Source organism: Limnobaculum xujianqingii (assembly GCF_013394855.1).
In the GTDB taxonomy this organism is placed as follows: domain Bacteria; phylum Pseudomonadota; class Gammaproteobacteria; order Enterobacterales; family Enterobacteriaceae; genus Limnobaculum; species Limnobaculum xujianqingii.
On record NZ_JABMLK010000001.1, the window covers coordinates 749945 to 775695 of the forward strand.

The following is a 25751-nucleotide window of genomic DNA, read 5'->3' on the forward strand; positions in this document are numbered from 1 at the left end:
ATTAGGACTATAAACGATATCAAAAGCCGCAATTTACATAATCAGCGGACATTTTAAGGTATAGTAGTCTCCGCAGGGACTCCCATAGTTAAGTTCCCCATCCAACGCTTTTCATATTCAGTATAAGGTAGATTTATGATCTCGGTATTCGGCCATCTAAACCCGGACAGTGATTCAATATGCTGCGCTATTGTTGTCAGCGACTGGTTAAACTTCACTGAACAATCCGCAATGGCTTATCGCCTGGGGGAACTAAATCCAGAAACTGAGTTTATTCTGTCACAAGCACAGTGCCTTTCACCTCCATTGCTTGAGCACAACATTACAGGCCAGCCGGTCTGGCTGGTTGACTTCAGTGATTTAGAACAAGGCCCGGAGAATCTGAATAAAAGTCAGGTGATCGGTTTAATAGACCATCACCGTCTTGGGTCACTGATCACCGCAGAGCCTCTGGATGCCTGGATAAGAAGAGTCGGTTGTTGCGCGACGCTGGTTTTTGATATTGTTACCCGTACTCCGGGTTATCAACTAAGCCCATCACATGCATTACTGCTGCTGGCTGCGATACTCAGCGATACCATTGCTTTTCAGTCACCCACCACCACAGAGCAGGACCGAGAAGCGGCACACAAACTAAGCCTGATAGCTAAAGTAGATTTGGACACCTTTATCATTAAGTTACTGGATGCCAAAACCGATATCAGTGGGCTCAGTATTGAACGCTTGCTGCGAAAAGATGAGAAGAACTACCTTATTGGTAAATATAAGTTAATTCTTGGTCAGATAGAGGTCAGTGATTTCCACGCTATTGAAAATCAAGTGCCGGCACTGCAGCAGGAAATGGAAAAACGGGCACAGAGTGAAGGGTTGGACTTTTATGTCTTGATGATAACCTCTCTGTTTAGCTCACAAAGCTGTCTCTATTTCTCCCAAAATAATCCAATAAGTCAGTCACCAATTACCATTGAAAATATGTTAAGTCGCAAAAAGCAGCTAGTACCCTGGTTAACCCAAAAACTGAATGCAGACAAATAATTAACTACCATCCAATTTTCACGTTACACTGAGTAATATCTGCCATCGGGAAGGAGTAATAATGAAAAAGTTAACCTTAAAAGACTTAACTGAAAGCCAGCTACAGCAAATCAAAATGAAACAGGCGCAGTTAAAAAGGGAATTAGGCCGCTCTTTAACCAATAGTGAACTCAATAAAGCAAAAGAGGACGTTATTGCCCAAATAATGAAAGAGTTAGAAAAAGAAGAGAAAAAGGCCCGGGCAGAAAAGAAAAAAGATAAATACGTTCCCAGCGATGAAACCTTTAGCTGGAGCAAGAAGAATCATTCCAGAGGTGTTCGGTAGGCACTTTTCATGAGGTTAGATAACCAACCGGGTTATTTTAGTTTCAGAGAATATTCCGGTCGTAGATGCGCGGTACCAAAATAGCTGGCCGGGCAGCATACAAATTCGGGTTTGAGCAAAAAGCAGCCGTTCTGTGTGAAATAGAGATTCATTGTGCTAACTGGGCTCTCTGTGGCGATTCGATGTCGTCTTATGTTGCTAAGGATATATTGCCCAATTTCTGATGCATGAAATCAATGAGTGCTCTTATTTTTGCGGGCAAGTAACGCCGATCTGAATAAAGTGCGAACAATTGCAATGGGGCTGCCGATTGTTCAAACTCAACCTCGATTAACCGTCCATCGCTAATGTAGGGTTGGCAGGCCTGTTTTGATAGAATTGCAAAACCGACACCTGCTACCGCTGCTCGCCCTGCCATCTCTCCGCTGTTTACCCGATAATGCCCTTTAACCTTAATTGTCTCGAATCCCCCCTTTGTATTGACAAACTGCCAGGGAGCACCTTTCAGCGCACTTACTGTTGTAATGCAGGGTAATTCTTCAAATTGTCGGATATGAGAAGGAGTACCATAACGCTGAATAATGGAGGGGGCTGCCACAACAGTACAAGGGATAGTCACCAGATGGCGGGCTATGTAGTCACTGTCATCCATCTGACCACGGTTAATAATGATGGCTAAATCCAGATCGTCTCGCAGGGATTCGAAACCTGACAAATTGGTGACACAGCTGATCTCCAGGTCGGGGTACTGGCAGGCGAAATCGGCAATAACAGAGCCCAGCAATGCAGGGCCTATTTCATTGGGAATGCAGATACGTAATGGACCCTTGAGTTGCATTTGCCGCAACGTTAATTCTGTCTCAGTTTGCTCAAGCGCCTCCAGTAATGGCTTCGTTCGGATATAGAGTAACTGCCCTGCTTGAGTGAGTTTCATATGTCGGGTGCTGCGCTCAATGAGCTGAAGATTCAGTTTTTTTTCTAACTGAGAAATACAACGACTAACATTTGATGTCGGCATTTCAAGAACTTTCGATGCCCAACAAAACTTTCTCTTTCAACCACAGCAATGAACACTTTCAGTGTATTAAAATCAAGAGCCGAACGCATCAACTGTCCCACATATGATAATAATGATTGCCATTTTTACCATATAATCAACACCATTGATAGCGGTTAAACTCAGGATATCTTTTATCTATAGGTTGCTTGCTATGCCACTGGTCACACAGACGTTTAATCATAAAGCCCTCATGCGGATAGCTATTGTAATGGCTTTTATCCAGTTCACTAATGCGCTGGAATATATGGCGATAACGCCTGTTTTTGCTTTTATGGCAGACGGATTTTCGGTTCCCGTATCATTTTCTGGCTATGTCTCTGGTATGTACACACTGGGCGCCGTCCTTTCCGGAATTTTTGCTTTTTATTGGATCGACCGATTTAATAAAAAACAATTCTTGATTAAGAATATGGTGCTGCTGGGAACACTAACATTTTTGTCCACACTCACTACTCATTTTGACATTCTTCTGGCACTACGATTTTGCGCAGGATTGGTTGGTGGTACAACAATGGGGGTGGGTACGAGTATTTTGATAAATTATGCCCCGGCAAACTTACGTGGAAAAATGCTGGCAACGGTGATTGCATCATTTTCGATGGTAAGTATCGTCGGAATGCCAGCTGTATTATTTTTGTGCACACACTATGGTTGGCAAAGTGCGCTGTGGTTAATCAGCGCACTTTGCCTGTTATCTTTACCATTGATAGTATTTATTATTCCCAAGGATACGGCCATATCAGGCGTGAAGGCCAACCTGTCTATTGATACTCAAACCTTACTTTTCGCCTCTTGTGCTGCATTGGTACAATTTAGTCCAATGCTGATTATTCCCATTTTAACTCCATTAATGACGCAGTTTATGGGAGCACAACAAAACCTGTTACCCTTATTGTTCTTGAGCGGAGGGATTGCAGGTTATCTGTCTACAAAAATAACAGGTGTTCTAACATTGCATTTATCTGCCCTGATGTTAGCAACCATTTCAACCCTGCTCTTTGTAGCAAGTTTGCTGATTCCTGCGATGGGCTATCATAATGCAGCTCTATTTATAATCTTATTTCTTGGAGCTTCATATAGCCGACTTGTTTCCGCTTCGTCAGTTGCTGTCCTGTATCCTGAGGATGAAAAAAGAGCCAGTTTTTCTTCACTGCAGACAGCAATTATGTATCTGATAACAACTCTCGCATTCTTTCTGTCTTCCTTATTACTACCGGAACAGGGGATAACAACGCAAAATCTAAACAGACTTTTGGTTATCAGTGCATTAGCCGCATCTGGATTTCCCATAATGGTCATAATACTTCAAAAGAAACTGGTTAAACGTACTATCTAGACTGACCTCCTCATTATTGATTAGCATAACGCCCGCTCTGTGCCATAAAAATGCCAGATCAAGCCTGAGCTAATACTCTGTATATTCCGCTCCAATGAATATCGGGCCCAAGGCCCGATATTTAACGTTTGTATATATTAGTCAATAACAAAACAATGCCCACTTTACTTCATCGTCGGAATAAACTTCGCCAGATTTTTAATATCTTCATCCGTCAGACGTTTTTTAACCTGATTCCCGGCCCCTTTCACATCGCCATTGCGCCGCTCTGTCAACGCCTCAACAATCTGTTGTTCTTTCAGGCTGATTAGTGGTCGAGCCTTATTGAGAGCCGTTTTTTCGCCCTTCTTGCCATGGCAGGAAGCACAGTTCATGTTATAAAATTTCTGTTCTGGTTGCGCCGCTATTGCCGGACATACCCAGCCGAACAACAGCAACATTAGCCCCAAATAACCCGTTTTCATCCGCGACGTTATCCCTTAGCTTTCTGGAAAATAGCTTTTAGCTGAGGCTCATGCATCATCCCGACATATTGACCCTGTAATGTTCCTTGTGGGTCTATCAAAAACGATGTTGGCGTACCAATCACCTGATAGCGCTCCTGAGTAATCGCCAGTTGATCGCGTACGTTAGGGAATGAAACCTTCATATCCGTCAATAACGCTTGAATATTGGCATCTTCTTTATCGGTATTAATACCAACCACCACGATGTTATCCCGATATTCCTGACTCAGCTTCTCCAGCGTTGGCATCTCTGCCAGACAACCACCACAGTTGGAAGCCCAGAAATTCAGGTAAACATATTTTCCTTTCCACTGTTCCAGTGAGGCTTTATTACCGGATAAATCATAAGCTGCCAGCGTAGGTGCCTGAGTGCCAATCTTAGCCTTTTCTTCTTTACACCCTGTCAGCAACAATGCTGCACCGATAAGCAGCAGTACGCCTGATTTAGCTATGTTAAACCGCATTTTCCACCTCGCGATTATTCACTTCTTCACTCAGGTATTTCCCATGCTGTAATCGAACAATACGATCGGCAAAACGGCCCAACTCTGGGTTATGGGTTACCATCACAATGGTTCGCCCTTGCTTATGTAAATCTGTCAGTAAACCTAAAACCAGCTGTTCGTTCTGTTCATCCAGATTTCCCGTTGGTTCATCGGCAAAAATCACCGGAGGTTCATTAACCAATGCACGGGCAATACATACACGCTGTTGTTCACCACCAGAAAGCTGGCTGGGCAAGTGGTCAAAGCGATGGTCTAATCCTACCTGTTCCAACACCTTACGTGCCGCCTTCTCATCAACCACGCTATGGTAATGCTGAGCCAGCATCACATTTTCCAGTGCGGTAAGAAATGGAATCAGGTGAAACTGCTGAAACACCAGACCAATCTTATCCGAGCGAAACGCCCGACGGCCTTCTTCATCCAGCGCTGCGGCGTCTGTACCATCAAGTAACACCTGACCCTCACTGGCGGTATCCAGACAGGTCAAAATATTCATCAGCGTAGTTTTGCCTGAGCCTGACGCACCCATAATGGCGATAAACTCTCCGCGTTTAATCTGCAGATTAATATCATCCAGTGCGACAACCTGGCCAAACCGCTTATACAAATGGCGGGTTTCAATCACCCATGGTGAGGAATTCTGACTAACTGATTGCGTCACCGTTACTCTCCTTTTAGAACTTTAGCCGGTTCAATCTTCACGGCGCGATAAGTCGGTAAAACGGCTGCGATTAAAGCAACCAATAATGAAAGGATAAAGGTTAATGGAATAACCTGAACGCGTAGATCGATAGAGGCAGAGAACACCGTTTGCCCCAGAATTTGCGCCAGAATATAACCAATGACGATACCGGCAATAATGGCAAACAGCGCGATAATCAGGGTTTCCGCCATAATCTGACGTACAATATCTCGCCCTTTAGCACCCAGGGCTTTTTGCAATGCAAACTCTTTTGAGCGCTCGCTGACAATCGCCATTAGCGTGGTGTTTACGCACAGGGTCGACAGTACCAAAATCACCAGAGAGACAAGCCCCATCAATCCTTTAATCTTATCCAGTACCTGACCTTCACTGGCCGATACTTTACGAATAGGTCGAATTTCCAGATCCGGATAACGTTGCTGTAACTGTTGAGCAAAGGCATCAACCTGTCCGGCTTCGTTACTTACGCTCAATAAACCATGACTGATAACGTCGGGCTGTTTCAGCCAGCTTTGGGCTAAAGGCAGATTGATAATCAGCACATTATCCGTCGCGTCACCAGACTCAACAATTCCTCTGATCTGTAGTGATTTTTTCTGATCGCCATCAACCAATACCAGAGAATCACCAACTTTCAGCTCCAGACGATTCGCCAACTTGTAGCCAATCATTGCTTTGCGATCGTCAAAGCTAACGCTAAGCCAGCTACCGGTAACCTGCCAGTAAGGTACGATTTGTTTAAGTGACTCAAACCTGACGCCCATTACCACTACTTTTTCCAGCTCGGTACGCGCCATTCCGTACAGATAAGGGCTTTCAGCTCCAATTAGTCCCTTGGGAGCCTGTTCGATAATCTGTTGATAATCGTTTAACGGTAAGGTATTTCCATGACCGGGGCCAATATAGAAATTAGCGCCGAAGGTGCGCAATTCCTGGCTCATCTTGGTATTAATATCGAAATAGACCGCAGACATTGCCGTCACAATCGCAGCACCCACCGCCAGTGCAGCAAAGATCACTACCACCCGCTGCATTCTTAGCTTCAGCGCACGTAATACCAGGCGCCAAAACATATTTTGAGAATGATTAGCGCCCATACAGTACCTCCACCGGATACAGATGAGCGATGCGGCGCGCCGGGAACCAGGTACCCGCCAGCGCGATTAATACTGACAACACTAAAACACAAGGCACAACAATCCAGGCAAAACTTAATGGCGCATCAAATAACATCAGGCCAATTCCTTTTGCTAATCCCCATCCGGCGATACAACCCAGCAACCCGCCAATGACACCACTCATTGCCGCCTCCAAATAGAACAGCATCATAATTTGCCACTGTCTTGCACCCAAAGCCTTCATTAACCCAATCTCTTTGGTGCGTTCCATAATGTTACTGGTCATCAGAGATGCGATACCCATTGCCGATGCCAGCAATGCCGCCAGTGTCACTACCGCTAACAACAGTTGAATCTTCTCGATCACAATTCCTTCTGAAGCGGCTACCTGCCAGATTGGCCGTACGCCAGAACCTGAAATAGCCTCTTCCAGTTGATGAGCAATTGAGGAAACATAAGCGGTGCAGTACCACAAGTCGTATTCTTCAGCATCCAGTGACTCCAAATCAGCCCGTGCTTTCCGTGACAGCTCATTTTCAGGCACCGTTAATGCCGACACCCGAATGGCCTGTACTTTCCCCTGAAGCCCTAATAGTTCCTGAACCTGAGCCAGAGGCAATACCAGTTGCTGTTCTTCATCACCACCGCTGGCCAGAATACCGCTGATAGTGACATTCAATGTGGCCTTTGCACCCTTGAGCGTGACGTTGTCACCTAATTTCCAACCGGTTTGTTGCGCTAATTGCTGACCTAACAGTGCCTGATGCTTTTCACCGGTTTCATCAGGCCATTCACCTGAAACCTGCCAATAGGTACTGATAACTTTCTGGCCAGTGTGATAATTCTCTTCATCCGGCACATCGACTTTTTGCTCAAAGAAGGTTCCTAAAACGGGAATAGTTTTTCCCTGAACCTCCACTTCACCACTCAACAGTGGCGCAAAGCCCATAATATTATTGCGCCAGAAGATATCCTTAATATTAGGCAGCTCAGCCTGATCGAGAAAATCCTGTCCTGCCAGTGGATTACTCTTTTCACCAAACAATGACGGTAAAGTAGCCTGTCCTGCGGGCTCAATCAGAATGTTGGCACCGTAGGATTTCATCTCCCGCGCCATTTTATCGCCAATATCTATCGATACCGCCAGCAAAGCCGAAACCAGCCCTGCCGCCAAAAAGATCGTCATCACCGCCAATAACTTTTTACGGATATTTCGCGACCATGACTGTCGTAACATAAGCCACAGCATGGTTATTGTTCCTCCTTCACGAACTTCTCAGGGTTGTCCCTGAAGGCTTCATAATTTGCCGCCGTAGAGAAGAAGTAGGTTTTTCCGGCAAAGGTATAGCGATGTTCTGCTTTGGTATTGGTCAATTTACTGCCATCAACCGGATCGGTCACTTCCAGCGTCACAATGGTAGAAAAGTAATTCAAACCGCTCTCCAACGATTTCTTACTGATGGTCAACTCCGTATCGTTCATCTCCCATTCATCAATCGGTACCGGATTACAGCCGCCGGGTTTACCAATTGAAGGTATAAAGATGCGAACATCACAGGCAACACAGATAACCTGATTACCTTCCATAACATATCCCTGATCGCCGCACAGCAAGCAGGCATCAAATACCACGCCTAAACGTAACTTATCCGGATAACGATTTATGACAAAGAAACGTACCGCTTTACCATCTTCGGCCACCCAGACGAAACGATGTAATTTACCGTCTCTTACCTGCTCAACAGGAATATGCACTAAACCATCACTGGCCAGGGTTACCGGCAGCGCTTCAGAAAGTCTTGGCGGTTGAGAAGCAACTTTATCCCAATACAGCTGAGCGCCTGCCGTCAACAGCGCTAATAGCAAGGTGATAACAAAAATGCGGCGGGAATCCTGATATTGTGCCACCGCTTTTCGATGTTCAATAGGACGTGGCTCTGCCCGGGCGATAGAACGAGGCAGTACCACTTTGATTAAATAAATAACGCCGCTTAGCAACAGCACGCCTGCACATACATAGCTATTCAGATTATTGACATTAGTCACTTTTGCTACATAGCTGAGTAAGGATTTGGTTAACTCAACTACCTGTAGCTTCATCAAGACCAGCATCAGCTCGCCAGACAGCGGCGCTAACAGCAACAATGATAAAACAATCAGTAACGGCCAACGTAAATAACGCAACTGGCGCATACAAAACGTCATTAATGCACCAGAAAATGCCACCAGGATTAATCCCGCAACTACTGAACTAATATTCAACAATAAATCAGTATTGATAACATTAGTGGCAGTAATCGCGCTAAGGTTTGGTGTTTGCCCCCAACGCAGTGCGGCAACAAACAATAAAACTAACTGCCAGAAGTAACCTACTTTTGACGATGATATCAGTTGGCTTAGCAAAAACAGCAGTATCAGCGCCAGTTGCAATGCGGTAAAAAACAGCACCCATTGTTGAGATGTCGGAAGATTAATACCGGTTGCCGTTCCGGCAAAAAATCCCAGCAGGCTTAACCAGATTAGTGGACGAACATGAGGTGTTTTACGTAAAGACCAGCTAAGCCCCAGTAACAAGGCGGTTGGCAGAAATGATTGCAATACCGAAACCAGAAAATAACTCATCATCGACTTGTACCCCGCTCACAGACAGAACCGGAGCGGCAATGTATTCAGAATTTATTATTGGTTTTATAGGCTATCACCTTCCCATAAAACCAATAACACAGAAATATCAAAACAACCGCCGGGTAAGCCAATTCACTCACCCGGCGAGGCTGGACTTAGTTCAGACCGACATATTTAAAGTCGAAGCTAACATCAAACGGTTTCCACCAACGACCAACACCGGTTTCGCTATCGGTGTGACGATGTAAGCCCGCTTTTGATGGTGGTTCAATGTGGTAAGTCACTTTATAGTTACCTACGCCCATCATTTTGATATTGGCACCGTAGTGAGGACCATCGCCCGCTACCATTGGCATGAAGGTACCTTCCTGCTTTTCACCGGTATCGGTGTTCACCAGGGTGTAAGCGATGGTCAGGTATGGCATCCACTCTCCGGCACCAAAACCATTCTTGTTACCTTCAACTGAATGGATATCAGCTTCCAGATGAATATCGGCTTTAGCTGCTGGGATACCCATACCGCGAGGCTCCATGTCGATCGGCTGTAAATAAACTGCAGCGATCTCCATTTCATTCATTTTGACAGGTTCACCGGCTGGATACTCTTTAAAAGCAAACGCTGCAGGCGCAGTAAACAGACTCGCAACCAGCACACCAGTAACTAATGTTTTATTCATTGCCATCTTTTTTCCATCCTCTTTATTATCAATATTGATATTGCCGCTTCACCACGGCATTAAGATCAAACGCAAAGCAACGATCAAAGCTTCCTGTTATGCATTCGCCGCTGTCGCAGACGAATTTTTTTTCATCACCCAAAGCGCAATCAAAGCAGCAATAATCAGTACTACCTGCGGGGCAAGGGTTTCTATATAGGGGTAAATCCCCAGCCAGGATATTTCAGGCATTCCTGACAACAACGTAGGCTCAAACAGTTTTCCTTCGATCAACTCCAGAACACCTTTGCCTGCGAAAACAAATGCCATCAGATACATAAAGCTACCGGTAAACATGAAGAATGGTTTTAGCGGTAACTTCACTACGGTAAAACGCATGATCAGATAGGCAATCAGTAAAATGACACAGCCAATAACAAAACCGGCCAGAATAGAAAGATGTCCGCTGACAGAGGTGGAATCCCCCATCAGAGCAAAATAGAACAGAACGGTTTCAGCCCCTTCGCGGTATACCGCCAGGAAACAGGTTAACCAGAGACCAACCACCGAACCGGTACTTAACGACTGGGAAAGCTTACCTTCTAAGTAGGCTTTCCAGTGACGAGCTTCCACTTTAGACAGTAACCAATAACTCATGGAGAACAGCATCACCACCGCTATCAGCATGGTTACCCCTTCCAGTAACTCGCGGCTGGCGCCGGAGTTAGAGAATAACCACTGGAACAGCACTGCAGTTATTACACTGGCAACCAGTGCTACATAAACTGACTGACGAATTAACGGCAGTTTGTCGTGGTGATTGTTCTTCACCAGATAAGCGACAATCGCCGCGACAATCAGTAATGCTTCCAAACCTTCGCGTACGATAATCAACAGGCTGTAAACCAACAGGCTCCAGCTGGTTTGACCGCCGGTTCCCAACATTTCTACTGCGGCATTTAAATCCTGCTGCAATGCCTGCGACTGTTGCTGTATCGACTCAACCGGCTGCCCGGCTTTAATCTGGCTCACCATGCGGGTGAAATAACCTTCGATTTTGGTTTTAAAGGCAGAATCGCGGGAACCGATCTTATTCTCCATTCCACTGGCTTCAAACAGGTCAAAGTAGGCGTCCTGAATAGCCATCATCGCCCCTTTACCATCACCAGAGCTATACTGTTCCAAAGCCGCATTAACTGCTTTATCGATATCTGTCACCACTTTCTGCCAGTCGGCATCCGGCGTTGTATCCTCAATAGCTCCATTGGTTGCAGCTACGGCTTGTTGAGAATCACGCGTAGTCGGTAATCCGGGAAGAAGATCTTCAAGATCCTGTAATAAGGTGGTGATGCGATAGCTGACTTCATTCATTTGATCCGCTTCGCCACTGATTTTAATCAGCTCATTAAACTGGCGATTTATCTCCCCAGCCTGCTGAGAAGAACGGTTCTGGCGAACAGACATCTCCATTTCGGAGTTTTTAAATCCATCATATTGAGCTTTTTGCACCCGAATACGTGCTTCTGCATAGTTGTTCTGTTGATACAACGTAATAGCTTCAGCCAGCAAATCATCAATGGTTTTAAAACTTTGCTGCCAGTAAGGCGCTATTTGATCGTTATCGTAGGTGCCGTGCTGCTGTTCTGCGGTCAACTGATGACCATCTGCCAGAACCGGTAATACGCTATCCAGTTCCCCTTTCAGCCAGTTAATTTTTTCATCAACTTCGCTTTGCGGTTTACTGTCACCAATCATCTTTCTGATTTCGCCAAAAGCCGCTTCCATCTGGTAGCTTTTTTGTGCGGAGATATTGATACGAATTGGCCCTTCCAGATTTTCAAATACTTCAAAGTAAGCCATCTGGACTTCGGTACGCGCATCAGCAATTTGCTGCTGTTGGTAGAGTTGAGAAGTTTTATCTAAGCGCTGGCGAATATCATCCGTCAACTGCTTATAATCGGTATCCGCGACAACAACAGCGCTAAGCGCCAGCCATCCAATGCAGAGCAACAAAGCTTTCTGAATAATACGCATAATTATGATACATATTCTCACAATGATATTTATTCTCATTATACGTAGTTAATTAATATAATAAACCTGATCTCTATCAAACTATGGGAAAAGCAGAGACAGATATCTCTGATTTAGAATCATTGTTCAAAATACCTGATTCATCAGTACCTGAGCAAAAAATAGTCGCTAATACATAGGTTCTCCCCCGTTCTGTAGACAGAGGAAAGATTTGGCTCCATTTTAGTGATTGGCTAAATTGGTCTAAACTGCACCTGTCAATTATACTAGGCTTATAGTTTTTTGAACTGGCAGTCTCAAAAACAGCCAAAAAATGACCATAATGTTAAATAATCATCAATATTTATCGAAATAAGCGCATCAATTTAGTATTTACACGCGTGATGAGGTCATAAATCAGGTCAAATAACCGTATATTTCTTTTTTTTAACTAAATTTTTAGGTTTGAGGTTAAAAAATCATCAAATTGATATTTCTGTAATAACAGAAAAGTTGCTGATGTGACAAAAACTCAATTTATTCATTATTGAAATCATATTGTTATTGATTTTTTGTCGTTATGCTCACAACTCTTGTACCGACTTTTGTTCAAGCCTTACCTATTAGGCGAAAAACTGTTAAAATTGACACATATCAAATAAAGTAGAGTTAAATTATATGATTCCGGAAAAGCGAACAATTCGGCGCATACAATCAGGCGGATGTGCAATTCACTGTCAGGATTGCTGTATCAGCCCGTTATGCATTCCTTTTACGCTGAATGAGCATGAACTGAATCAGCTCGACAATATTATTGAGCGTAAAAAGCCGATTCAGAAAGGTCAGGCGCTGTTTAAAGCGGGTGACGATCTGAAATCTCTGTATGCGATTCGTTCCGGTACCATAAAAAGTTATACCATTACTGAACAAGGTGATGAGCAGATCACCGGTTTCCATTTGGCGGGTGACTTAGTGGGTTTTGATGCCATCGGTAATCATATGCACCCAAGTTTTGCTCAGGCGCTCGAAACGTCGATGGTATGCGAAATTCCTTATGAAGTGTTGGATGACCTGTCGGGCAAAATGCCAAGCCTGCGCCAGCAAATCATGCGGTTAATGAGCGGTGAAATTAAAGGCGATCAGGATATGATCCTGCTGCTGTCGAAGAAAAACGCGGAAGAACGTCTGGCTGCATTTATCTATAATCTCTCCCGTCGTTTTGCACAGCGCGGTTTTTCTCCAAGAGAGTTTCGCCTGACCATGACTCGCGGTGATATTGGTAACTATCTGGGCCTGACGGTTGAAACTATCAGTCGTTTACTGGGTAGATTCCAAAAAAGCGAAATCCTGAGCGTCAAAGGTAAATATATTACTATTCAGGATATCGATACCCTGGCCGAGCTGGCTGGTCAAAATCAAAGCGAATAATCACCGTCGGATCAAGATTTTACCTAAATCTTGATCCGAGTCCCGTTCCTCTCCTGTTCTGTTCCCGTTATATGGTTTATCTTTAACTATACTTTAGGTATTTAACGGGAGGCGCTCATGGCACACTATCAAAATCTTCTTGTCGCAATCGATCCGGATGAAGAGGATCAAGCGGCCCTACGGCGCGCCGTCTATCTTGTTCGCCGTAACGGCGGGAAAATTAAGGCATTTCTGCCTATTTTTGATTTCTCTTACGAAGTAACCAGTCTGCTCTCTCAGGATGAGCGTATGGCGATGCGCCAAAGCGCTATCGATCAGCGCGTGGCCTGGATACGTCAGTTAAGCCATTACTATCTGGAATCTGGCGTTAACATCGAAATTAAGGTGGTCTGGCATAAACGCTACCATGAAGCGGTGATTGAAGAAATTATTGAGCATGACCATGACCTGCTACTTAAAGCGGCTCACCAACACGATATACTGGAATCAGTAATTTTCACCCCGCTGGACTGGCATCTGTTGCGTAAAGCACCGTGTGCCGTTTGGATGGTAAAAGATCAACCTTGGCCAGAACATGGTAGAGCGCTGGTTTCGGTTAACCTCTCCAGTGAAGAAGATTTCCACGATGAGTTAAACCGTAAACTGGTGAGAGAATCTTTGGAACTGGCAGCCTTTGCTGACAGTACTGAAGTTCATCTGGTCAGTGCGTACCCTTCCACATCAATCAATATTGCGATTGAGTTACCAGAGTTTGATCCTACGGTTTACAACAATGCCATTCGTGGTCAGTTCCTGGTGGCAATGAAAGCATTGCGTCAGGAGTTTGGTATTCCGGAAGAGTTAACCCACGTAGAGAAAGGCATGCCGGAAGATGTTATTCCTGCCGTGGCAGAACAGATTCATGCGGGTATTGTAGTGTTAGGTACCGTTGGCAGAACCGGTCTCTCAGCTGCCTTTATCGGTAATACCGCAGAACGTGTGATCGGACATCTGAAATGTGACCTTCTGGCGGTAAAACCAGACGATACATCAGAACACGACGATCATGATGATGAAGATTAGTCGAGCTTGAATTATTAAAAAGAGCCGCGATTGCGGCCCTGAGACTGAGCCAGACGATTTTATTTTATGTTTTAATATAGCCAATCGGAGGGAGAGATTGCCGTTGGGGCCGTAGCAGCTTTAGCTGCCGGAGCGCCCCTAGGGAATCTAGGCCCGGAGCACTCCGGCAGCTAAGTACAGATGGTCTTCTGGCCGAGCACAAAGGCGATATGAATAATATCGGTTTTACGGCCGGAAGATGCACAGTTACTAATTTATTAAGTTTGTCAGCAGTCATCAAACAAAGGGCCGCAATTGCGGCCCTTTGATTTGCTTATTTCAATGAAACTTATAGAGCACGCAGGATCTTATCTACGCTTTCTTTAGCATCACCAAACAGCATCTGGGTATTTTCTTTGAAGAACAGTGGGTTTTGAACGCCAGCATAACCGGTATTCATAGAACGTTTGAATACGATAACGTTCTGCGCTTTCCACACTTCAAGTACTGGCATACCTGCGATAGGACTGCGAGGGTCTTCCATCGCCGCCGGGTTAACCGTGTCGTTGGCACCAATGACTAATACGGTATCGGTATCCGGGAAATCTTCGTTGATTTCATCCATCTCCAGTACGATGTCATAAGGTACTTTCGCTTCCGCCAGTAATACGTTCATATGGCCAGGTAAACGACCGGCAACCGGGTGAATACCAAAACGAACTTTAATACCGCGTTCACGCAACTTAGCTGTAATATCCGCAACCGGATATTGTGCCTGTGCAACAGCCATACCGTATCCCGGGGTGATGATAACAGAGCTGGAATTCTTCAGCAGTTCTGCCACTTCTTCCGCCGTAGTTTCACGGTGTTCGCCAACTTCTTCATCTTCACCAGTAGAGGAACCATCGGTACCAAATCCACCGGCAATAACGCTGATGAATGAGCGGTTCATCGCTTTACACATAATGTAAGACAGAATCGCACCGGAAGAACCAACCAGCGCACCAGTTACGATCAGCAGATCGTTGCTTAACATGAAGCCCGCTGCTGCCGCTGCCCAACCAGAGTAGGAGTTCAGCATCGAAACCACTACCGGCATATCCGCACCGCCGATAGAAGCCACCAGATGCCAACCAAATGCAAATGCAATCAGCGTCATTACCAGTAATGCAAACACCTGGAATCCGGTGCTATCGCTGTTAACGAACATAATCATCAACACAAATGAAACCAATACCGCAGCCAGATTCAGCTTATGGCGGTGAGGTAACATCATTGGTTTAGATGAAATAATGCCGCGTAACTTACCAAATGCCACAACTGAACCGGTAAAGGTGACTGCACCGATGAAGATTCCGAGGAATACTTCAACGTTGTGAATGTTTAGCACCACTTGCAGTTCGTGTGCCGGTACGCCTTCCATATGTGGGCCAACAATATAGCTGTTAAAACCAACTAATACCGCTGCCAGGCCGACGAAGCTGTGCAAAATAGCAACCAGCTCCGGCATTTCGGTCATCTCAACTTTTCTGGCGAGATAAATACCGATAGCGCCACCGATGATCATCGCCATAATAATCCAGCCCACATTACTTGAGTAAGGCCCGAAAATCGTGGCGATTAAGGCAATTGCCATTCCCAGTACGCCAAAGGTATTACCCATTCTTGACGTTTCATGCTTGGATAAACCAGCAAGACTGAAAATAAATAGAACCGCGGCAACAATATATGCGGCAGTAACTAATCCTCCAGACATATTTGTTACTCCTTAGTTCTTCCGGAACATTTTCAGCATGCGCTGGGTGACGGTGAATCCACCAAAGATATTAATACTGGCAATCAGTACCGCGATAAATGAGAAGAATGTTACCCATCCACCATGACCGATCTGCAACAGTGCCCCGACCACAATAATGCCGGATATAGCATTAGTTACGGACATTAACGGGGTATGTAGCGCATGACTTACGTTCCACACCACGTAATAACCAACCACACATGCCAGTGCGAAAACGGTAAAGTGGGAGAGGAAAGAAGCCGGTGCAACGCTGGCCAACCAACCGAACAGGATGATGGCTAACGCCAGTAAAGCATATTTTTTCACTGGTGAAGACGGTGTCGCCTCAGCTTTGGCTGCCATCACATCAGCAACTTTTGGCTTTTGAGGTTGAGCTGAAACTTTGATTGGTGGCGCAGGCCAGGTGATTTCACCGGTTTTTACTACCGTAACACCGCGAATCACATCATCTTCAAAGTTAATATCCAGCTCGCCGTCCTTCTCTTTGCACAGCAGCTTTAACAGGTTAACCAGGTTGGTACCATAAAGCTGAGAAGATTGGGTTGGTAAACGGCTTGGCAGGTCGGTATAACCGATAATTTTTACGCCGTTTGGTGTTTCAGTAATCTGATCCGCTACGGTCAGATCGCAGTTACCACCGTTTTGAGCCGCCAGGTCAACGATCACACTGCCCGGCTTCATGGATTCAACCATAGCGGTAGTAATCAGTTTTGGTGCTGGTTTGCCAGGAATCAATGCGGTAGTAACAATAATGTCCACATCTTTAGCCTGAGCAGCAAACAGCTCCATTTCGGCTTTGATAAAGGCTTCAGACATGACTTTAGCGTAGCCATCGCCACTGCCCGCTTCTTCCTCAAAATCTAATTCAAGGAATTCAGCGCCCATACTTTGAACCTGTTCTTTTACTTCAGGACGGGTATCAAATGCGCGGACAATCGCTCCCAGACTGCCAGCAGCGCCGATAGCTGCCAGACCGGCAACGCCTGCCCCTATCACCATCACTTTTGCCGGAGGAACTTTACCTGCGGCAGTAATTTGTCCCGTAAAGAAACGACCAAACTCATGTGCAGCTTCAACAATCGCACGATAACCAGCGATGTTAGCCATTGAGCTTAGCGCATCCATTGACTGAGCACGTGAAATGCGAGGTACCGAATCCATTGCCAGTACGGTAACTTTTTTGTCGGCCAGTTTCTGCATCAATTCCGGATTTTGCGCAGGCCAGATAAAGCTGACCAGCGTAGTGCCTTCACGAAGCAATTCGATTTCAAACTCTTCTGGCGCATTAACTTTCAAAATAATATCTGACTGCCAGACATCATCTGTTGAGACAATCGTTGCCGCGGCAGCTTCATAAGCTGAGTCCTCAAAGCTGGCAAGTTTACCTGCTCCTTGTTCTATGGCTACAGTGAAGCCTAACTTGATTAACTGCTCAACCGTTTTCGGTGTTGCAGCAACCCGGGCTTCATTGGCCAACCGCTCTCTTGGTACACCAATTCGCATAATATTCCCTTTCATCTGTCGTGGATGATAAGTGTATTGTTAAACCTTACTTATTTATTACATTATTGAGCCGAGAACACTGGATTTGCGTAATAACCACAAAACGATAATTACCCCGGTTAATTCAGCTGCCTATAACCTACTGAAAATATACTCGACGATCCACCGTTCTCTCTCTTTATGCGCAAGTTTTTTATCTGATTGTTATCAAAGTAGTGTAAATCAGCCTGATTTCTGGCTAACCTAGTTATAACTTGGAATGATAAAAAATGCTAAAGCATCCCTGTAATTCCATGACATAATCGCTTACCCTGTCGGTACTGATTTATGCATACGTTAACAAATGTTAATAATTAAGGCGTAAAGGATCCTTTTATGAAGCTGAAGACAACGCTAATTACTACAGCCCTGCTTTCCAGCCTGGCTTTTTCTGTGTTTGCTGCCGAAGAACTCACCCCTGAAAAGGCTGATTCATTAGCACCTTTTGACAGAATCACTTTTTCTGGTCGTTACGATAGTATCTACGACGCCAACAAAGCAGCATCAAAACAAGCGGATAAGCGTGGTGCATCAGCATTCTTTGTTCGTGATATTAGTGAAGTTAATAACGGCAGTAACTCACGTGTTACCGTTGACCTGTACCATACCGATGCTAAACCAGCGGTTGAGGAAGTAAAATATCGGGAATATAACGGCGTACGTGAATTACCTCGCGACGAAGCCAGCAAATTAGAACCTTTTGATACCGTTTCTATTCGCGGCAACTTCCCTCTTCAGGACGATATCAACAGCACTATTGGTAAGCTTGCCAGTGAAAAAGGGGCTTACTCTTTTTTCATCGTCAGACAAATTGATGCTAACCGTGGTGCTAACCAATACATAACCGCGTTTATCTATAAGAAAGATGCTCCTGAACGTAAAGTTCAAACTCAGGATGACCCAATTCCGGCTGATTCAGAAGCAGGTAAAGCTGCGCTGGCCGCGGGTGGTGCAGCGGCGGCTGAAGTTGAGATTCCAAACGTGGCGTCTTCCACCTCTTTCAGTACTGATGTTGGCCGTTTCTTTGAAACCCAGACCAGCTCAGAAGGTTCTCGTTATACCGTGACGCTTAAAGATGGCACTAAAGTTCAGATGCTAAACAACGCCACGGCGATGAAAATGACACCGTTTGATAGCGTTACCTTTACGGATAACTTCAGCAACTCGGTTGAAATGTACGAACAAGTTGCTAAACGCGCTGCGGCAAAAGGTGGTAAATATTTCCACGTAACCCGCGAGTGGCAAAAAGGCAGTGGCAACACCACCGTAACAGCTGATATCTTCAAATAAATCATACTGTTAAAAATTTTAAGGGCGATAATCTATCGCCCTTTTTTATCTCTGTTATTTCCCCCTAAATACACCATCTTTTTTCAGTGCATTAATCCATTGCAACGTTGGTCATCGCTACGTAGAATCAGCAAAATTTTTTAGCCAATCTGTGGCGGCACATGTGTTGTAGCTCGACAGGCTAATTTGAACGTTCTTTATCAGGTATCTGACGTTGGAAAAAAAACTCGGCCTTACCACGCTGACCGCGCTGGTGTTAAGTTCTATGCTCGGCGCTGGTATATTCAGCCTTCCGCAAAATATGGCTGAAGTAGCTAGCCCGGCGGCGCTACTAATAGGTTGGGCCATCACCGGTACCGGTATTCTGTTTCTGGCTTTTGCCCTGTTACTGCTAACCCGTATTCGCCCCGACCTGGACGGAGGTATATTTACCTACGCCAAAGAAGGCTTTGGTGAACTGATTGGTTTCTGCTCGGCCTGGGGTTACTGGATTTGCGCCGTGGTAGCCAACCTCTCCTATTTGGTGATTGTATTTGCTGCACTGAGCTTCTTTACTGACTCTCCTGACCATGTTGTTTTTGGTGAGGGTAATACCTGGCAGGCTATGCTGGGCGCTTCCGTGCTGTTATGGATAGTTCATGGCTTAATATTACGTGGCGTACAAACTGCAGCCTTAATTAATCTGATAGCTACACTGGCTAAGTTGATCCCTATTGCCTTATTCATCATTCTGGCAACACTGGCTTTCAATATTGATGTTTTCAAACTCGATTTCACCGGCGTCAATCTTGGTCAGCCGGTTTGGGAGCAGGTAAAAAGCACCATGTTGATCACCCTGTGGGTGTTTATCGGGATTGAAGGTGCGGTGGTGGTTTCCGGTCGGGCGAAGCATAAAGCCGATGTAGGACGTGCGACCGTTTTGGCAGTTTTAATGGCATTGTGTGTTTATCTGCTGATCACGTTGTTATCGCTGGGTGTCGTACCCCGCGTTGAGCTGGCAGGAATGCGTAACCCATCCATGTCTGGCGTAATGGTTATGCTTATGGGGCCAATTGGCGAAATTGTTATTGCCGCAGGCTTAATTATTTCGGTGTGTGCAGCCTATCTGAGCTGGACGATTATGGCGGCTGAAGTTCCATTTTTAGCTGCCCAACATGGTGCCTTTCCCCATGCCTTTATTCACCAGAACCATAAAGGTGCCCCTTCGGCATCACTGTGGTTCACCAACGGCATTATCCAGCTCAGTCTGCTGTTAATCTGGCTGACGGGAAGTAACTACAACACTCTGTTGATCATCGCTTCAGAGATGATTCTGATCCCCTATTTTCTGGTTGGCGCATTTCTACTGAAAGAGGCGATTCGCCGCAAAAGCATGAAACTGGGGCTAACCGCTGCCGGAGCCAGCATCTATGGTCTGTGGTTAATCTACGCTTCCGGTCTGGAAAATCTGTTTATGTCAGTGGTGCTGTATGCACCGGGTATTTTAGTGTTTATCTATGCTCGCTATGCAGCAATAAATAAGAAGAAACCGCTGAACATAACTGAGCGCGCTATTATTGTTTTGTTGTTTGTTTTGCTGGCACCAGCGTTGTGGATGACGTTGTCATAGAGATTGAGTGAGTTGAGTATTGAGTCAATTTCGGCTACTCAGTACAGATTACAAATAAACTAGATTAATCAGCAACAGAGAATATTCCGGCCGTAAAAGCTATGTGCACTCATGACTTTAGTGCCCGGCCGGAAGACAATCTGTACTCATATTCAGTGTGCGTCGGGCCTAGTCCGCCTATGGGCAGTTATGAAACACCTTACGGTGTTTCACCCTACGGGCCAGCGCAAGCGCTGTTCAAACAGGCTTTCGCCTGTTTGTCGTTGGCTTACGCCAAGTCGACCCAAACGGCGGCCTCTCCCGACGATTAACCTGATTAACATCATTCGACTGCAAAAATATTTTCCAGAGTACGTATTAATAACTAAAGAACGATTATCCCCAACGGCTCCAACAACTGACTCTGCTGTTCCTGAGTAATCTTCACTCCCGCAAGATTAACTCGCCGCACATCAATCTGACTCAAATCGCAGTTGGTCAGGTCGCAGCCGGTGAAATCTGCCGATTCCCAGTCAATATGATGGAATTCACCGCCGGACAAATCGGAGCCACAAAATCGGGCGGCTAACAGGTTAGCCTCTGACCAGCGGTTTTCTCGTAGTTCGCACTGTTCTAAAACCACGTCTTCAAAATTGCAGTAGCTGAAGTTATTGCGTAGAAAAGTAACGGAACAGAAGTAGCTGGTACTACCGATCATATTGACAAAACTGGCACCTTTAAAATTGGCACCTAATACTTTGCAATCAGCTATTTCTAGCTCCATAGCATCAATATGACGAAAATCAGCCAGGCTTAGGTCGCAATGGTGGAAATGGCTCTCTTTCAGAATAGCGCGGTAGAAAGAGCAGCCGCTGTCTTGCTGTTCATCATAGAATTTGCAGTGCAGAAATTGCATTTCACTCAGGTTCACACGGTCAAAACTACATTGGTAGAACTGGCAATGCTCAACGATTTCATCAGGAAAATCACTGCGAATAAACGCTTTATCTCGAAATACCTGATGCTTCATCGTTAATATCCTTAATCTAAATTCCACCTTATCAATTAAGCTAAGGTGGAATATTTAGTTACACTGTAACCTTATCAATAGCCTGTTGAATACGCTTATCCGAAATTGGAGATGGTGTACCCAACTGCTGAGCAAAGTAGCTAACTCTTAACTCTTCTATCATCCAGCGAATTTCTGTCACTTCATCACTGAGTAGTTTGTGAGGTGGAAGCTTATTCAATAACTGCTGATAGGTCTTTTGAATATGTTCAACTTTTAGCATTTGGGCACGATCGCGATGAGGATCAATGGGCAGTTTATCAATTCTGCGTTCAATCGCCTGCAGATAGCGCAAAATATCCGGCAATTTGTGCCAGCCGCTTTCACAAACAAACCCACGATAAATAAGTCGCCCCATCTGCGCTTTAATATCTGACAGCGCCAAAGCAACCGACATATCCACCCGTCCTTTAAGGCGCTTATTAATGTTATGTGCGGTCGTCAGAATCTGTTCAACCTGTTTGGCTATAGCCACCACGCTCTCATTCAGTTCAGCACGGATAAACTCTTTTAGTGAATCAAAAGAGCTTTCGTCCCAGGCCGGGCCGCCATGTTCAATGACCAGCTTATCTACACCGCAGGCAATACAGTCATCAATTAAGTCCAGCACTTTACCAAATGGATTAAAATAGAGCCCCAGCTTGGCTTTATTCGGCAATTTCTCATGCAAATACTTAACCGGAGATGGAATATTCAGCAACAACAGTCGGCGTGTTCCTTTCCACATCACCTGTTGCTGTTCCTGCTCGGTTTCAAATAGTTGAATACCTACGCTGTCTTTTTCGTCAGTTAATGCAGGATAGGCTTTAACTGAATAACCACCTCGTTTTTGTTCAAACCGTTGAGGTAATGAACCAAAAGACCAAACGTGAAGCCCGGTTTGTTCAATACCATCATCCGCAACCGCTGACAGAGTTTGCTGAACTTCGCCCTTAAGCTGACGCTTTAATTGCGGCAGATCTTTACCTTCTGCCAGCATTTTGCTTTTATCATCAATCACCCGGAAAGTGATTTTAAGATGATCGGGAATCTGATCTAATTGCCATGATTCACGTGACACCGTCACGCCCGTCATTAGGCGAAGTTCTTTTTCCAGTGAGTCTAACAGGCTCATTTCCAGCAGTTTAGCTCTTTGCAGGAAAGCTTCTGCATAGTTTGGCGCAGGCACAAAATTGCGGCGTATCGGTTTTGGTAATGACTTAATCAATGCAATGACCAAATCCCGACGCAGCCCCGGGATTTGCCAGTCAAAGCCCTCTTCCTGCACCTGATTAAGAATTGGTAATGGAATATGAACCGTAACACCATCCGCGTTAGCACCAATTTCAAACTGATAGGTAACTCGCAGTTTCAGATTCCCCTGATACCAGCTATTCGGGTAATCCTGAGCGCTGATTTTACTGGCACCTTCTTTAATCAACATCGATTTTTCGAAATTAAGCAATTCTGGCTGCTGACACGAGATTTTTTTCCACCAGCTATCAAAATGACGGCTGGAAACCACCTCTTCACCAATACGACGCTCGTAGAAATTAAACAGCGTCTCATCATCCACCAAAATATCGCGGCGGCGTGATTTGTTTTCCAGCTCTTCAACTTCAGACATCAGGCGTAAATTAGCTTTAAAGAATGGATGACGGGTTTGCCATTCTCCTTCAACCAAGGCATGGCGAATAAACAACTCACGGCTAAGCACCGGATCAATGGCCCCATACTGAACTTTGCGTTCATTCACAATCGGCAGGCCAAACAGCGTGACTTTTTCGCTGGCAATGACCGCCCCCTGAGCTTTCTCCCAGTGTGGATCGCTATAAGCATGTTTAATCAGGTGCTGAGCCAGTGGTTCGATCCATTCTGGCTCCAGTCGGGCAGCAATACGCCCCCACAGCCGGGTAGTTTCCACCAGTTCAGCCACCATCACCCATTTAGGTAGCTTTTTAAACAAACCAGAGCCAGGGAAAATAGAGAATCGGGCATTACGGGCACCGGTAAACTCATGCTTATCCATATCTTTTTGACCGATATGGGATAACAAACCAGAAAGCAGTGCCGTATGCACTTCCCTATATTCAGCAGGCGTGCTGTTAACCGGGAATCCCAGCTCTTTTACCACCTGTCGCAATTGGGTATAAACATCCTGCCACTCGCGTACACGCAGGTAGTTAAGGAAATCCCCTTTACATGACTTACGAAACTGGGATGAAGACAATTCTTCCTGTTGTTCACCCAGATAGTTCCACAGATTAACAAAAGCCAGAAAGTCTGAGTCTTTATCAATAAATCGGCGATGTTTTTCATCTGACGCCTGCTGTTTCTCCAGCGGACGTTCGCGTGGGTCCTGAATAGATAACGCAGAAGTTATAATCATCACTTCACGCACGCAGCCATTCTTCTGGCCTTCAATCACCATGCGAGCCAGGCGCGGATCAATTGGCAATTGAGCCAGTTGACGACCAACAGGGGTAAGATGACCTTTGCCCTGCTCGTTGTGTTCAATGGCACCCAGCTCTTCCAACAGACGAACACCATCCTGAATGTTGCGATTATCTGGTGCTTCAACAAACGGAAATGCAGCAATATCACCCAGCCCAATGGCCGTCATTTGCAAAATAACCGATGCCAGATTGGTACGAAGAATTTCCGGATCGGTAAACTCCGGGCGGGAGAGGAAATCCTGCTCGGAATAAAGCCGGATACAGATACCATTTGATACCCGACCGCACCGCCCTTTACGTTGATTGGCTGAGGCCTGAGAAACCGGCTCTATCGGTAAACGCTGAACTTTGGTTCTGGCACTATAGCGGCTGATACGGGCAGTTCCCGGATCGATAACGTATTTAATTCCCGGAACGGTCAGTGAAGTTTCGGCGACGTTCGTTGCCAATACGATGCGGCGACCAGTATGGGATTGAAACACCTTATTCTGGTCGTTATTCGACAATCGGGCATACAACGGTAAAACTTCCGTATGCGCCAGTTCCTGCTTATTAAGCGCATCAGCCGTATCGCGGATCTCGCGTTCACCACTCATAAACACCAGAATATCCCCTGGTGCTTCATGCATCAGTTCATCAACGGCGTCCAGAATGGCCTGAGTCTGATCCCGCTCACTGTCATCGGCATCTTCTACAATCGGTCGATAGCGCACTTCTACCGGATAAGTACGCCCCGAAACTTCAATCACCGGTGCATTATTAAAATGACGGGAGAAGCGCTGCGGATCGATAGTTGCCGAAGTGATAATGACTTTAAGGTCCGGGCGTTTAGGCAATAGCTGACGCAAGTAGCCCAGAATAAAATCGATATTCAGGCTACGTTCGTGTGCTTCATCAATAATGATGGTGTCGTACTGACTGAGTAAACGGTCCTGCTGTATTTCTGCCAGCAAAATACCGTCTGTCATCAGCTTAACCAGCGTATTGTCACTGATTTTGTCGTTAAACCGAACCTTATAACCAACTGCGGATCCCAGAGTTACGTTCAGTTCATCCGCAATACGCCCGGCAACCGAGCGGGCTGCCAATCGTCTTGGTTGAGTATGACCAATAATGCCCTTAATTCCCCGCCCCAGCTCAAGGCAGAGTTTTGGTATCTGTGTGGTTTTGCCCGAACCGGTTTCACCGGCAATAATGACGACCTGATGGTCACGAATGGCCGCCAGCAATTGATCTTTCTTTTGGCTAACCGGCAAATTTTCCGGGTAGCTGATTGTCGGACAGGCTGCCTTACGGTTAGCTACACGCTGCAAACCGCTCTGAATATCAGATTTAATTTCTGCCGCAATTAATGATAATTTTTCACCATTGGTGATTTTACGGGCACCATCTAAACGACGACGCAGCCGCTTTTGGTCGCGCAACATTAAGTGCCGGATTTGACCGGATAATGCGGCTAGTGGGGATTTCACTGTCTGGGATCCTGTGCTGAATAAACTGATGTGAACCGTTGATGGTTCTGTTACTCATTATATTACCACAAACCTGATTTATAAGCGGATAAGTCACTTTGCTATCTTATTCAAAAAATTAGAACAAACTTATCTAATTATTGCGCTATCAAATTGAAGTCAGGCCGAATATGATGTATTACATCACGGGGGCACCCTGTTATTG

General features: G+C 45.5%; 19 protein-coding genes and 1 pseudogene. 7 read left to right on the plus strand and 13 right to left on the minus strand.

All coding sequences use genetic code 11. The features are described 5' to 3' along the window. Nucleotides 1–135: 135 nt before the first annotated feature. Nucleotides 136–1035 (plus strand): manganese-dependent inorganic pyrophosphatase, encoded by a 900-nt coding sequence (locus GOL65_RS03245; protein ID WP_140918763.1) that lies wholly within the window; start codon nucleotides 136–138, stop codon nucleotides 1033–1035. Between the two features lie 61 nt (nucleotides 1036–1096). After that, on the plus strand, nucleotides 1097–1360 hold the full coding sequence (gene yjbD, locus GOL65_RS03250; protein WP_130591216.1) for a DUF3811 domain-containing protein: 264 nt from the start codon (nucleotides 1097–1099) through the stop codon (nucleotides 1358–1360). A gap of 190 nt (nucleotides 1361–1550) precedes the next feature. Here yjbD and GOL65_RS03255 read toward each other — a convergent pair. Continuing rightward, a pseudogene (locus GOL65_RS03255) lies at nucleotides 1551–2467 on the minus strand (LysR family transcriptional regulator). A gap of 104 nt (nucleotides 2468–2571) precedes the next feature. On the opposite strand from GOL65_RS03255, the gene GOL65_RS03260 reads away from it, so the two are divergent. After that, complete coding sequence (locus tag GOL65_RS03260) at nucleotides 2572–3756, plus strand: MFS transporter (RefSeq protein WP_140918764.1); 1185 nt, start codon at nucleotides 2572–2574, stop codon at nucleotides 3754–3756. Between the two features lie 164 nt (nucleotides 3757–3920). Here GOL65_RS03260 and GOL65_RS03265 read toward each other — a convergent pair whose 3' ends face one another. From GOL65_RS03265 to GOL65_RS03300, 8 genes are all read right to left on the minus strand, one after another. Then, nucleotides 3921–4220, minus strand: a complete 300-nt coding sequence (locus GOL65_RS03265; RefSeq protein WP_140918765.1) for a c-type cytochrome — start codon at nucleotides 4218–4220, stop codon at nucleotides 3921–3923. Between the two features lie 8 nt (nucleotides 4221–4228). Further along, a complete protein-coding gene (locus tag GOL65_RS03270; RefSeq protein WP_140918766.1) occupies nucleotides 4229–4726 on the minus strand; it encodes a TlpA family protein disulfide reductase in 498 nt (165 codons plus the stop codon). Continuing rightward, nucleotides 4716–5429: an ABC transporter ATP-binding protein gene (locus GOL65_RS03275; protein ID WP_140918767.1), complete on the minus strand. Its 714-nt coding sequence runs from the start codon at nucleotides 5427–5429 to the stop codon at nucleotides 4716–4718. Before GOL65_RS03275 ends, GOL65_RS03270 begins: the two co-directional genes overlap by 11 nt. A 2-nt stretch (nucleotides 5430–5431) precedes the next feature. Then, nucleotides 5432–6544 (minus strand): ABC transporter permease, encoded by a 1113-nt coding sequence (locus GOL65_RS03280; protein ID WP_140918837.1) that lies wholly within the window; start codon nucleotides 6542–6544, stop codon nucleotides 5432–5434. A gap of 13 nt (nucleotides 6545–6557) precedes the next feature. Next, nucleotides 6558–7838: an ABC transporter permease gene (locus tag GOL65_RS03285; RefSeq protein WP_140918768.1), complete on the minus strand. Its 1281-nt coding sequence runs from the start codon at nucleotides 7836–7838 to the stop codon at nucleotides 6558–6560. Nucleotides 7839–7840: 2 nt separating this feature from the next. Then, the gene (locus tag GOL65_RS03290; protein WP_140918838.1) at nucleotides 7841–9211 is read right to left on the minus strand and encodes a Fe-S-containing protein; all 1371 of its coding nucleotides are present in this window, start codon (nucleotides 9209–9211) and stop codon (nucleotides 7841–7843) included. A 158-nt stretch (nucleotides 9212–9369) separates the two neighbouring features. Further along, the gene (locus GOL65_RS03295) at nucleotides 9370–9897 is read right to left on the minus strand and encodes an iron transporter (RefSeq protein ID WP_140918769.1); all 528 of its coding nucleotides are present in this window, start codon (nucleotides 9895–9897) and stop codon (nucleotides 9370–9372) included. A 90-nt stretch (nucleotides 9898–9987) separates the two neighbouring features. Continuing rightward, nucleotides 9988–11904: an FTR1 family iron permease gene (locus GOL65_RS03300; RefSeq protein ID WP_140918770.1), complete on the minus strand. Its 1917-nt coding sequence runs from the start codon at nucleotides 11902–11904 to the stop codon at nucleotides 9988–9990. A gap of 657 nt (nucleotides 11905–12561) precedes the next feature. On the opposite strand from GOL65_RS03300, the gene GOL65_RS03305 reads away from it, so the two are divergent. Both GOL65_RS03305 and uspE read left to right on the plus strand, forming a co-directional pair. Beyond that, entirely contained in the window at nucleotides 12562–13311 is a 750-nt protein-coding gene (locus GOL65_RS03305) for an FNR family transcription factor (RefSeq protein WP_130591209.1), read from the plus strand. Nucleotides 13312–13428: 117 nt separating this feature from the next. After that, nucleotides 13429–14373, plus strand: coding sequence for a universal stress protein UspE (gene uspE / locus GOL65_RS03310; RefSeq protein ID WP_140918771.1), 945 nt, complete (start codon nucleotides 13429–13431; stop codon nucleotides 14371–14373). Between the two features lie 328 nt (nucleotides 14374–14701). Here the strand turns inward: uspE and pntB are convergent, their stop codons facing one another. Both pntB and pntA read right to left on the minus strand, forming a co-directional pair. Next, nucleotides 14702–16108 carry a Re/Si-specific NAD(P)(+) transhydrogenase subunit beta gene (gene pntB, locus GOL65_RS03315; RefSeq protein WP_140918772.1) on the minus strand — a complete coding sequence of 469 codons (1407 nt, stop codon included), beginning with the start codon at nucleotides 16106–16108 and terminating at the stop codon, nucleotides 14702–14704. A 12-nt stretch (nucleotides 16109–16120) separates the two neighbouring features. Then, nucleotides 16121–17653, minus strand: coding sequence for a Re/Si-specific NAD(P)(+) transhydrogenase subunit alpha (gene pntA / locus GOL65_RS03320; RefSeq protein ID WP_140918773.1), 1533 nt, complete (start codon nucleotides 17651–17653; stop codon nucleotides 16121–16123). Nucleotides 17654–18028: 375 nt separating this feature from the next. On the opposite strand from pntA, the gene ydgH reads away from it, so the two are divergent. Together ydgH and GOL65_RS03330 are read left to right on the plus strand one after the other, a co-directional pair. Continuing rightward, nucleotides 18029–18982, plus strand: coding sequence for a DUF1471 family protein YdgH (ydgH, locus tag GOL65_RS03325; protein ID WP_140918774.1), 954 nt, complete (start codon nucleotides 18029–18031; stop codon nucleotides 18980–18982). Between the two features lie 214 nt (nucleotides 18983–19196). Further along, nucleotides 19197–20591 (plus strand): amino acid permease, encoded by a 1395-nt coding sequence (locus tag GOL65_RS03330; RefSeq protein WP_140918775.1) that lies wholly within the window; start codon nucleotides 19197–19199, stop codon nucleotides 20589–20591. Nucleotides 20592–20955: 364 nt separating this feature from the next. On the opposite strand, the gene GOL65_RS03335 is transcribed toward GOL65_RS03330, so the two are convergent. Both GOL65_RS03335 and hrpA read right to left on the minus strand, forming a co-directional pair. Continuing rightward, on the minus strand, nucleotides 20956–21600 hold the full coding sequence (locus GOL65_RS03335) for a Qnr family pentapeptide repeat protein (protein WP_140918776.1): 645 nt from the start codon (nucleotides 21598–21600) through the stop codon (nucleotides 20956–20958). 58 nt (nucleotides 21601–21658) lie between these two features. Beyond that, entirely contained in the window at nucleotides 21659–25546 is a 3888-nt protein-coding gene (hrpA, locus tag GOL65_RS03340; protein WP_140918777.1) for an ATP-dependent RNA helicase HrpA, read from the minus strand. Nucleotides 25547–25751 lie beyond the last annotated feature (205 nt).